The following is a 10,549-nucleotide window of genomic DNA, read 5'->3' on the forward strand; positions in this document are numbered from 1 at the left end:
CTAAGGAGTAAGTCATGGCCAAGGGCGCACGCGACAAGATCAAGCTGGAGTCGACCGCAGGCACGGGTCACTTCTACACGACCACGAAGAACAAGCGCAACATGCCGGAAAAGATGGAGATCATGAAGTTCGATCCCGTCGTCCGCAAGCATGTGGCGTACAAGGAAACCAAGATCAAGTAATCGGTTTCCTGCGAGCTAGAACTCGCTAGAGGACACCCAAAGCCCCGCCTCGAGCGGGGCTTTTTGTTGGGTTCGTGCCCGTTTCGCGTGTCGGCGCGGTATGCTCCTTGGCTTACCGCGCGTTTTCACACGGCTGCCATATTTTGCGCAAGGACGCAGGCGGGACCGGGGACAAAGGACTTGCTCATGAATTTCGACGTCGTAATCGTTGGCAGCGGGCTCGCGGGCCTGACCGTCGCACTCAATCTCGCCGAGAAACGGCGTGTCGCCGTCATCGCCAAGCGTTCGATGACCGAAGGGGCGAGCGACTGGGCTCAAGGCGGGATCGCCGCGGTGCTCGATTCGGCCGACAGCGTCGAAAACCACGTGAGCGATACGCTCATCGCCGGCGGCGGCCTGTGCGACGAGGCCGCCACACGGTTCATCGTCGAACATGGCCGCGAAGCCATCGAATGGCTGATCGCGCAAGGTGTGCCGTTCACGCGCGACGATGCGGCGGAACTCGGCTTCCACCTCACGCGCGAAGGCGGCCACAGCCACCGGCGCATTATTCATGCGGCCGACGCCACGGGCCATGCCGTCGTCGCCACCTTGTCCGAGCGCGTGCGTTCGCACCCGAACATCACGTTGCTGGAAGACCACTATGCGATCGACCTGATTACGTCCGATCGTTTAGGTTTGCCCGGGCGCCGCTGCCATGGCCTGTACGCGCTCGACCTCGCGGGCGGCCGCACCGTGACGCTGGAAGCGCCGCACACCATTCTCGCGACGGGCGGCGCGGGCAAGGTCTACCTTTATACGACGAACCCGGATACGGCGACGGGCGACGGGATTGCCATGGCGTGGCGGGCCGGCTGCCGCGTGTCGAACATGGAGTTCATCCAGTTCCACCCCACGTGCCTGTTTCACCCGTACGCCAAGTCTTTCCTGATTACCGAAGCCGTGCGCGGCGAAGGCGGCAAGCTCGTCTTGCCCGACGGTACCCGCTTCATGCCGGCTCACGACGAGCGCGCCGAACTCGCCCCGCGCGACATCGTCGCACGCGCAATCGACTTCGAGATCAAGAAGCGCGGCATCGATTGTGTCTATCTCGATATCAGCCATCAACCGGCGGCGTTCCTACACGAGCATTTCCCGACGATCCTCGCGCGCTGCCTCGAATTCGGCATCGACATCACGAAAGATCCGATCCCCGTCGTGCCGGCCGCGCATTACACGTGCGGCGGTGTCGTCACCGACCTGGCGGGGCGCACCGATTTGGCAGGCTTGTACGCCGTCGGCGAAACGTCGTGCACGGGCCTACATGGCGCCAACCGTCTTGCCAGCAACTCGCTGCTCGAATGCCTCGTCATCGGACGCTCGGCCGCCGAGGCGATCGAACGCGAAGGCTTCGAGGCGGCCGCCCACGCGCCGCTTCCGGATTGGGACGAAAGCCGCGTGTCCGATCCGGACGAGGAAGTCGTTGTCGCGCACAACTGGGACGAGTTGCGTCGGCTCATGTGGAACTACGTCGGCATCGTCCGCACCGACAAACGCTTGGCGCGCGCCAAGCATCGAATCGCGCTGCTGCGCGACGAAATCCAGGAGTATTACGCGAATTTCAAAGTGAGCCGGGATCTGCTGGAGCTGCGCAATCTCGTCGACGTCGCTTCGTTGATCGTCGAAAGCGCCCGCACCCGCCGCGAGAGCCGCGGGCTGCATTTTTCGCGCGATTGGCCGTCGGCGCTGCCCAAGGCGTTGCCCACCGTCCTCGCACCCGAGCGCGTCCGCAACCGAAAGGTATGAACGAGAACCTGCGCCGCGCCGAAACTGGCTCCGGCGCAGCGCAGGTTGGACACCGCCCGGTCAATCGAGCGAGTCGCAGCGAAGGCTAGATCAGGCGCATCGAGTAGTCGGTGGCGCGCACATCTTTCGTCAGCGCGCCGATCGAGATGCGATCGACGCCCGTTTCGGCGATGGTGCGCACCGTGTCGAAGTTCACGCCCCCCGACACCTCGAGCAGCGCACGTCCGGCCGTCAGCTTCACGGCATCATGCATCGCTTCGAAAGAAAAATTGTCGAGCAAAATCGACTCGGCGCGATGCGCGAGGGCCGATTCGAGCTGCTCGAGCGTCTCGACTTCGATTTGAATCGAGACGCCCGCATCGAGCGCATACGCCGCTTCCAATGCAGCCCCCACCCCACCCGCCGCGGCGATATGGTTTTCCTTGATCAGGATGCCGTCGTACAGCGCGAGACGATGGTTCACGCCGCCCCCCACGCGCACCGCGTATTTCTGGGCAAGGCGCAGCCCCGGCAGCGTCTTGCGCGTATCCAAGATGCGCGCGCGCGTGCCCGCGATGGCATCGACGTAGCGGCGCGTGACTGTCGCCACGCCAGAGAGCAGTTGTAGGAAGTTCAGGCCATTGCGCTCGGCCGTCAGGAGAGAGCGAGCGGAGCCTCGCAAAAAGCAGACGGGAGAATCGGCCGCCATGACGTCGCCCTCCCGGTAGCGCCAGTCGATCTCGATCGACGGGTCGACCCGCTGCATCACGGCCACGAACCACGGCACGCCGCACAGCACCGCCTCCTCGCGCACCAGAATGCGTGCATCGCGGATGGAATCGGCCGGGACGAGCCGCCCTGTGCGATCGCCGTCGCCGACATCTTCGGCCAGCGCATCGGCGACGTTGCGTTCGAGCGCGGCATCGAATGCCGCCCCGTAGCGCGCACGAATCTCGGCGAAAAGCGGCGATACGGCGTCCAGGCGGGGCGTAGCTTGTTGCGCGGTCATAGCGTGCAGAGTCCTTTGAGCCGCGCTCGGCGAAGCAGGCCGCCGCGGCAAGCAAGTCAGTGAATGGTCGGCAATGCGCCGTTAGGCCAGCAAGGCCCTTAGGCCGGCTAATCGGTTAGGCCGCCCCGATGCCCGCAAAGAGCGACGAATCGCGGGCGAGATCGCCGCTGGCCTGTACGCGTTGCTTGTGGGCCGCCGCGAAGGCAAGCATGCGATCGATCGGCATCCGTGCGCGTTCGCCCACGGCGGCGTCGACGAAGATCTCGTTGTGACCGCGTTCCAACACGTCCACCAAATTCGCGAGCCCGTTCATCGCCATCCACGGACAGTGCGCGCAGCTCTTACAGGTGGCGCTGTTGCCGGCCGTCGGCGCGGCGATGAATGTCTTGCCGGGTGCCGCGAGCCGCATCTTGTGCAAGATGCCGAGGTCGGTCGCGACGATGAAGTGCGTCGCATCCAGGCGCGTGGCCGCATCGATCAGCTGCGTGGTCGAGCCGACGACGTCGGCCTGCGCCACCACACCGGCCGGCGATTCGGGGTGCACGAGCACCTTGGCCTGCGGATACTCGGCCCGCAGCAAATCCAGCTCGATGCCCTTGAATTCGTCGTGAACGAGGCACGAGCCCTGCCACAGCAGCATATCCGCGCCGGTCTGCTGCTGGATGTAATTGCCCAAATGGCGGTCGGGCGCCCAGAGAATCTTTTCGCCCTGCGCGTGCAGATGCTTGACGATCTCGAGGCCGATGGACGACGTCACCATCCAATCGGCACGGGCCTTCACGGCCGCGCTGGTATTGGCGTAGACGACCACCGTGCGATCGGGATGCGCATCGCAAAAGGCGGAGAATTCATCGGCGGGGCAGCCCAAATCGAGCGAGCAGGTCGCATCGAGATCGGGCATGAGAATACGCTTGCCGGGGCTCAGGATCTTGGCCGTCTCGCCCATGAACCGAACGCCGGCCACCACCAGGGTCTGCGCATCGTGGCCGCGGCCGAAGCGGGCCATTTCAAGCGAATCGGCCACGCAACCGCCCGTTTCGTCGGCCAGTTCCTGCAGTTCCGCATCGACGTAGTAATGGGCAACGAGCACGGCCTTTTCCCGCGCAAGCAACTCGCGAACACGCGCCTTCAGTTGCTGCCGCTCTTCGAAGGTCGGCGCCGGCGGCACTTTCGCCCACGCTTGGCCGATACCGCACATGGCACCGCCGTGCGGCTTGTCGAATTCGACGGTTTTGATGGCCGGATCCATCCTGTTCTCCTCTAGTCCGCCCAGCGGCGCGGGCCGTCTGCCGCGCACTCGAGACGAGACGAGCGCATCGCAAGGGCCCCAAAAAGCAACACCCCGCCAGACGCGGGGTGTGTGACGTACCGAAATTTTAAAGTATTTCGCTTTTGGGCGCGCTCAGGCGTACCGGCGCAAGCGCATCGCAAATTCTTGCAGCGCCTTGATGCCGCTTTGCTCGGCTCGATGGCACCAATCTTGGAGCTGAACCAGCAATTGTTCGCGAGAAGCGTTCGAGCGCTCCCAGATCGCGCTCAGATCGTTGCGCAATTCGATGAACGTGCGCAGCGTCTGGCTGTCCGCGAAGATCTCGGGCAACTGACGCTTTTGCGGCTCGTCGAGCCCAGCTTCGTCTTTATGGAACCATGTCCGCGCACTGCGCATCAGCTGATACTTTTCGCGCGAACCGATTTCCTTCAGCCGCGCCAACTCCTGGCGATAGGCGCGCTTCACCGTCTTCGCATAGCGCGCCATGACTTCGTAACGGTTGCTCAGCACAGCCTGCAGCGTCTCTTGATCGAGCACGAGCTTGCGAGCGGCCAGTTTCGGCGTGGGTGCGACCTTCTTGACCTTCGCAAGACCGACGGCCGACATCAAGCGGATGTAGAGCCAGCCGATATCGAACTCGTACCACTTGTTCGACAGCTTGGCCGACGTGGCGAACGTGTGATGGTTGTTGTGCAGTTCCTCGCCGCCGATGATGATGCCCCACGGGAAGATGTTGGTGCTCGCGTCGGAGGAGTTGAAGTTGCGGTAGCCCCAGAAATGCGCGAGCCCGTTGACGACACCCGCTGCCCAGAACGGGATCCAAATCATCTGGACGGCCCATACCGACAAACCGACGATCCCGAACAGCGCGACGTCGATCACCATCATGAGGCTCACGCCGAGGATCGGGTAGCGCGTGTAGACGTTGCGCTCCATCCAGTCGTTCGGCGTGCCGTGACCGAAGCGGCGCAGCGTTTCTTCGTTCTTGGCTTCCGCGCGATACAGCTCCGCGCCTTCGAGCAGCACCTTCCAGATGCCGCGCGTTTGCGGGCTGTGCGGATCTTCTTCCGTTTCGCACTTGGCGTGGTGCTTGCGGTGGATCGACGCCCATTGGCCCGTCAGCATGCCCGTGGTCATCCACAACCAAAACCGGAAAAAGTGGCTCGCGACCGGGTGCAGATCGAGTGCGCGGTGCGCTTGGCAGCGGTGCAGATAGACGGTCACGCCGATGATCGTCACGTGCGTGAGCGCAAGCGCAATCACCACGATCTGCCACCAGGAGCAGCGAAGGAAACCGTGTGCAAGAAAATCGAGAAGGGAGTTCAGCAAGGCGTTGTACCTGTATTGCGGCGACACCGGCTCGGTTGGGGTGTCAAAAAGATGAAAGCTGACTTTCAGAGCTGAACGGCATTCTACTGCAACTACCGCAAGTATTTGTAACAAATAGGGTTTTACACGACGCACAGCCCGTGCGAGCGCCCCATTTTTACCGATTTGCGGCCCCCAAGCCTCGCTGCGGCGTATCGCCGCAGCGGCCGCTCACCACTCGTCAAGCCCCCGTCCCCGTATCCCGAGCGAGTCCCGTGCCCGGGGCGACGGACGCGGCCGTAGCCGCCTGCCCATCGGCGCCCTTTTCTTGCACCGAGCCGATCGCCGAATCCTGACCGATTTCGACGGCGCCGCCGAGTGCGGCCGGCAACCCGCCGATGAGACGGATGTCGCGTCGCGTGTACGGAATGGCGATCCCGTTTTCGTTGAAGAGCCGCCAAATATTGAGATTGACCGTCGAACGCGTCCCGGCTGTGCCCTTCGCGGCTTCTTCGATCCAAAACCCGAGTTCGAGATTGATGCCGTCCGAGCCGAAACCGACGAGATAAGCGGCCGGTGCCGGATCGTCGAGCACGCGTTCGACGCCTCGTGCCGCCTCGACGAGCAGCGCCATCGCACGCTCCAGATCGGCGCTATAGGCGATTTGCACGGCTGCCTTGGCGTAGCCGCGGGTCAGATACGACGAATGATTCTGCACGACGTCGGTCATCAGCTTTTCGTTCGGGATCAACGTTTCGATGCCGTCCAGCCCCCGGACCATGGTGTAGCGTGTCCGGATCTCCGTGACGCGCCCCTGCAGTCCCGAGACGTTGATCGTGTCGCCGAGGCGCAGCGACCGGTCGAGCAAGATGATGAACCCCGACACGTAGTTGCTCGCGATCTTTTGCAACCCGAAGCCGAGCCCGACGCCCAGCGCGCCGCTGAACACCCCGAGCACGGTGATATCGATGCCGACGAGCGAAAAGCTGATCAGCACCGCAGCCAGCACGAGCAGCGCGCGCCCGAGCCGCGCCAGCGCGACCCGAAGATTCTCGTCGATCGAATGGGCCCGCATGACGCGATCTTCGTAGGCCGAGCCGAGCCACAGGGCGAAGACGACGGTCGCGCACACCCACATGAGGCCGGTCGTGAGCGACAGCAGCGTCATGTGGGCGGTGCCGACCCGGAAGCGGACCGAGGCCATCCAGCGCAGCACTTCGTCCTGGATCCCGAGCACGGCGATGACCATGCCGACCCAGACGACGACGGAGACGAGCTTTTCCGTGATCGAGAGCCAGGCGTGCGCCTGCCCCGAGCGCCCGAACACGCGGCGCGCGATGAAAAAGACGATGTAGATCAGCGCGATGCCGATGAGCGGCACGAGCGCCAGCTCGAGCAGCGAGGTCGACATGTAGTCGTCGAGCGCCGTCTGTGCGATCCAGACGAGCACGCCCCCGAGCAGCGGGAACAGCGCCTTGCGCAAGCTTTCGGCACCGAAGCGCATGGCTTCTTGCCGTGCCTGCCGGCGCGAATCGAGTTTGCGGCGGACGAGCCGGGCGAGCAGCCACGCGATCAACAGCGTGCCGATCAGCGTGCCTGCCTGCCAGATCATCACGGGCTCGCCGTAATCGCGCACGATGCCGGCCAGCATATGGGAGAGGATGCGGTTTTGTGTCATCTCGAAGCAAAGGGGGCGGGCCATGCGGCCGCCCCGTGTTTCCTATCGGTGCGCGCCGGTTCGCGCGCTAGGCCGGCAACGCACCCGGACGTTGGGGCGCGGCCGGCTTCGGTGAAGCGCGACGCTCGAGGACGGCCGCGAAAAAACCGTCCGTCGCATGGCGATGCGGCCATAGCGAAAGATAGTCGCCCATCTCGAGTTCGATGCGCTGTTCCGCGAGCACCTGACCCGCCGGTACCAGTGCGAAGTCGGCATGATCGGCCAAGAACTCGGTCACGATCGCTTCGTTCTCGGCGTCGAGCATGCTGCACGTCGCGTAGACGAGACGACCGCCCGGCTTCACGAGCCGGGCCGCGCTGGCGAGGATCGAGCGCTGCTTCGGCACGAGTTCGTCGACCGAGGCCGGGCTCTGACGCCACTTCAGATCGGGGTTGCGGCGCAGCGTGCCGAGGCCGCTGCAGGGCGCGTCGACGAGCACGCGGTCGATCTTGCCCGCGAGACGCTTGATCTTGGCATCGTGCTCGCTGTCGATCAAAACCGGATGAACGTTCGACAAGCCGCTGCGCGCGAGCCGCGGCTTGAGCTTGGCCAGGCGCCGATCGGACACGTCGAACGCATACAGGCGGCCGGTCGAGCGCATCGCGGCGCCGAGCGCGAGCGTCTTGCCGCCCGCGCCCGCGCAGAAATCGACGATCATCTCGCCGCGGCGCGGCGCCACGAGCGCGCACAAAAGCTGGCTGCCCTCGTCCTGCACCTCGATCCAACCATTCTCGAACGGCGCCAGCTTGGTCAGTGCGGGCTTGCCCGCCACGCGCACGCCGAGCGGCGCGAACGGCGTCGCACCCGCATCGATGCCCGCGACTTGCAGCGCATCGAGCACTTGCTCCCGGCTGGCCTTCACCGGATTGGCGCGTAGATCGAGCGGCGCCGGATAGTTCAGCGCGGCAGCGAGCTGCGCGAGTTCGTCGGCTTCGAACCGCTTCGAGAGGGCCTCGACGATCCAATCCGGGAGATTCGTGCGCACGCGCAGCGGCAGGCTCGCGGGATCGATCTTCGACACGTGCTCGAGCCAGGCGCCTTCCGCCTCCGAGACGAACGGCGCCAACGCGGCGCGCCCCGCCGTCTGCATGAGCCCGAGCAGCGCGAGGCGCCGCGCCGGGCTGCCGCTGCCGCTTTCGGCCAGATGCGCGAATTCCATGCGCCGACGCAGCACCGCGAACACGGCTTCGGCGATGATGCCGCGCTCCGCGTGCCCGAGCTTCGGGTGGGCACGGAAGAAACGGCTCGTGGTGGCGTCGGCGGGGCCGGCAAATTTCAAAATATCGGCGAGCAGCGTTTCGGTCTGGCCGATCAGGAAACCGTGCAGGACGGAATCGCGCTTGCCGCCCGTGCGGCCGCCGGCCGGGGTGCCCTTGGCCGGGCCTCTCGGCGCGCCTTTATCTTTCTTCTTGATGCTCTTCATGCGGCGATCCCTTGGGTATCCGAGAAAAACCATTGCGGCTCGGCCGGCGTCACCGCCACCCGCAGCCCCGCGAGCGTCAACCGGTCCTCGACGAACCAGCGCACCGCGCGCGGATAAATGACGTGCTCGACCTCGAGCAGGCGCTTGGCAAGCGTGCCCGCGTCATCCGCGGCCGACACCGAAATCGCGCCTTGGACGACGATCGGGCCGTGATCGAGTTCGGGCGTCACGAAATGCACGGTCGCGCCGTGCAGCGTCACCCCGGCTTCCAGCGCGCGCTCGTGCGTCCGCAGCCCCGGGAAGCTCGGCAACAGCGACGGATGAATGTTCAGCATGCGCCCCGCGTAGCGCCCGACGAAGCCGGAGGTCAGCACGCGCATGAAGCCGGCCAGGACGACGAGATCGGGGGAGAAGCTGTCGACGACATCGGCCAAGGCGGTATCGAACGCTTCGCGCTCGGCGAAGCCGCCGTGTTCGACGACGGCCGTCTCGATGCCTTGGGCTTGCGCGAACGCCAGCCCGGCCGCATCGGGGCGGTTCGAGACGACGGCGGCGATGCGCGCCGGCCAGCGCTCGCTGGCGCAGGCGCGTACGATGGCTTCCATGTTGCTGCCGCGCCCGGAAATCAAAATCACGATATTTTTCATGCGGCGATTTTATCACCCGGGGGGCCCGCCAAAGCCGCGCGCTGCCGCGCCCGGCCCCGAGCGTTTATAATCTTTTGCTTTGCGGCATTTGCCGCGCGCCCATCGATGAATGGCTACGCGGCGTCATGCCGCCCACCCTAACCGGCTATCGTGAGAGTCTTCCGCGGTCTTCCCAATGCCGAGAGCCGCGCGCCCTGCGCGCTGACGATCGGTAACTTCGACGGTGTCCACCGCGGCCACCAGGCTCTGCTCGCCCGCGTGAGCGAGGCGGCGCGCGCGCGCGGCTTGCCCGTGTGCGTGATGACGTTCGAGCCGCACCCGCGCGAGTTCTTCAATCCCGCAAGCGCGCCGCCGCGCATCGCGATGCTGCGCGACAAGCTCGAAGCGCTGCGCACGAACGGCGTCGATCGCGTTGTCGTCGAGCACTTCAACCACACGTTCGCGAGCCAATCGCCCGAAGCCTTCGTCAAGCGCATCCTGGTCGATGGGCTGCACGCGCGCTGGGTGCTGATCGGCGACGATTTCCGCTACGGCGCGAAACGCGCGGGCGATTTCGCATCGCTTTTGGGCGCCGGCGAACGGTACGGGTTCGAAGTCGAGCAAATGCCGACGGTCGCGGACCCGAGCGGTGCGCGCATTTCCAGTTCGGGGGTGCGCGCCTCGCTCGTCGCGGGCGATCTGGATGCGGCACGCGCGGCGCTGGGGCGGCCCTACGCAATCAGCGGACATGTCACCCACGGGCTCAAGCTCGGCCGCGATCTAGGCTTCCCGACGCTGAACCTGCCGATCGCCCACAAGCGCCCGGCGCTCGCGGGCATTTTCGTCGTGCGCGTGCATGGGATCGAAGCGCAACCGCTGCCGGGCGTCGCCAGCCTCGGGCTACGCCCGACCGTCGACGATTCGGGGCGGGTGCTGCTCGAAGTGCACTTGCTCGATTGGCACGGCGACGCCTATGGCAAACTCGTGCGCGTCGAATTTTTGAAAAAGCTGCGCGACGAGGAGAAGTTCGCCGATCTCGAAACGCTGACCGCCGCGATTGCGCGCGATGTCGCGCTCTCGCGCGCCTATTTCACGGCGCTCGGCAGCGCCGGCGCGAGCGATGCCTCGCGCGATGCCGGCACGGCGGGCGAAGCCGCGCCCGGCAGCCGGACCACCGGGTTTTCGACGTCGGCGACCGACCGAATTCGCTGACCGCCCCGCATGACAAGCCGGCCGAGCGTTCGATCAGC

Annotated in this window: 9 protein-coding genes; 3 read left to right on the forward strand and 6 right to left on the reverse strand. The window is 65.3% G+C overall.

Annotation, left to right across the window (positions count from 1 at the left end):
* Window positions 1-14 precede the first annotated feature (14 nt).
* Together rpmG and nadB are read left to right on the forward strand one after the other, a co-directional pair.
* Window positions 15-182, forward strand: coding sequence for a 50S ribosomal protein L33 (gene rpmG / locus ACTHN9_RS13115; protein ID WP_007586229.1), 168 nt, complete (start codon window positions 15-17; stop codon window positions 180-182).
* Between the two features lie 186 nt (window positions 183-368).
* Window positions 369-1,967, forward strand: a complete 1,599-nt coding sequence (gene nadB / locus ACTHN9_RS13120) for an L-aspartate oxidase (RefSeq protein WP_440537197.1) — start codon at window positions 369-371, stop codon at window positions 1,965-1,967.
* Between the two features lie 85 nt (window positions 1,968-2,052).
* On the opposite strand, the gene nadC is transcribed toward nadB, so the two are convergent.
* From nadC to purN, 6 genes are all read right to left on the reverse strand, one after another.
* Complete coding sequence (gene nadC, locus ACTHN9_RS13125; protein WP_440537198.1) at window positions 2,053-2,955, reverse strand: carboxylating nicotinate-nucleotide diphosphorylase; 903 nt, start codon at window positions 2,953-2,955, stop codon at window positions 2,053-2,055.
* A 115-nt stretch (window positions 2,956-3,070) separates the two neighbouring features.
* On the reverse strand, window positions 3,071-4,204 hold the full coding sequence (gene nadA, locus ACTHN9_RS13130; RefSeq protein ID WP_440537199.1) for a quinolinate synthase NadA: 1,134 nt from the start codon (window positions 4,202-4,204) through the stop codon (window positions 3,071-3,073).
* A 153-nt stretch (window positions 4,205-4,357) separates the two neighbouring features.
* Window positions 4,358-5,554, reverse strand: coding sequence for a DesA family fatty acid desaturase (locus tag ACTHN9_RS13135; RefSeq protein WP_440537200.1), 1,197 nt, complete (start codon window positions 5,552-5,554; stop codon window positions 4,358-4,360).
* Window positions 5,555-5,774: 220 nt separating this feature from the next.
* Window positions 5,775-7,235 carry a mechanosensitive ion channel family protein gene (locus tag ACTHN9_RS13140; RefSeq protein WP_440537201.1) on the reverse strand — a complete coding sequence of 487 codons (1,461 nt, stop codon included), beginning with the start codon at window positions 7,233-7,235 and terminating at the stop codon, window positions 5,775-5,777.
* A 43-nt stretch (window positions 7,236-7,278) separates the two neighbouring features.
* Window positions 7,279-8,673 (reverse strand): RsmB/NOP family class I SAM-dependent RNA methyltransferase, encoded by a 1,395-nt coding sequence (locus tag ACTHN9_RS13145; RefSeq protein WP_440537202.1) that lies wholly within the window; start codon window positions 8,671-8,673, stop codon window positions 7,279-7,281.
* Window positions 8,670-9,320 carry a phosphoribosylglycinamide formyltransferase gene (gene purN, locus ACTHN9_RS13150; protein WP_440537203.1) on the reverse strand — a complete coding sequence of 217 codons (651 nt, stop codon included), beginning with the start codon at window positions 9,318-9,320 and terminating at the stop codon, window positions 8,670-8,672. The genes ACTHN9_RS13145 and purN overlap by 4 nt, the downstream gene beginning before the upstream one ends.
* Before the next feature lie 150 nt (window positions 9,321-9,470).
* On the opposite strand from purN, the gene ACTHN9_RS13155 reads away from it, so the two are divergent.
* A complete protein-coding gene (locus tag ACTHN9_RS13155; protein ID WP_440537204.1) occupies window positions 9,471-10,511 on the forward strand; it encodes a bifunctional riboflavin kinase/FAD synthetase in 1,041 nt (346 codons plus the stop codon).
* Window positions 10,512-10,549 lie beyond the last annotated feature (38 nt).

This window comes from Trinickia sp. (assembly GCF_051953405.1).
In the GTDB taxonomy this organism is placed as follows: Bacteria; Pseudomonadota; Gammaproteobacteria; order Burkholderiales; family Burkholderiaceae; genus Trinickia.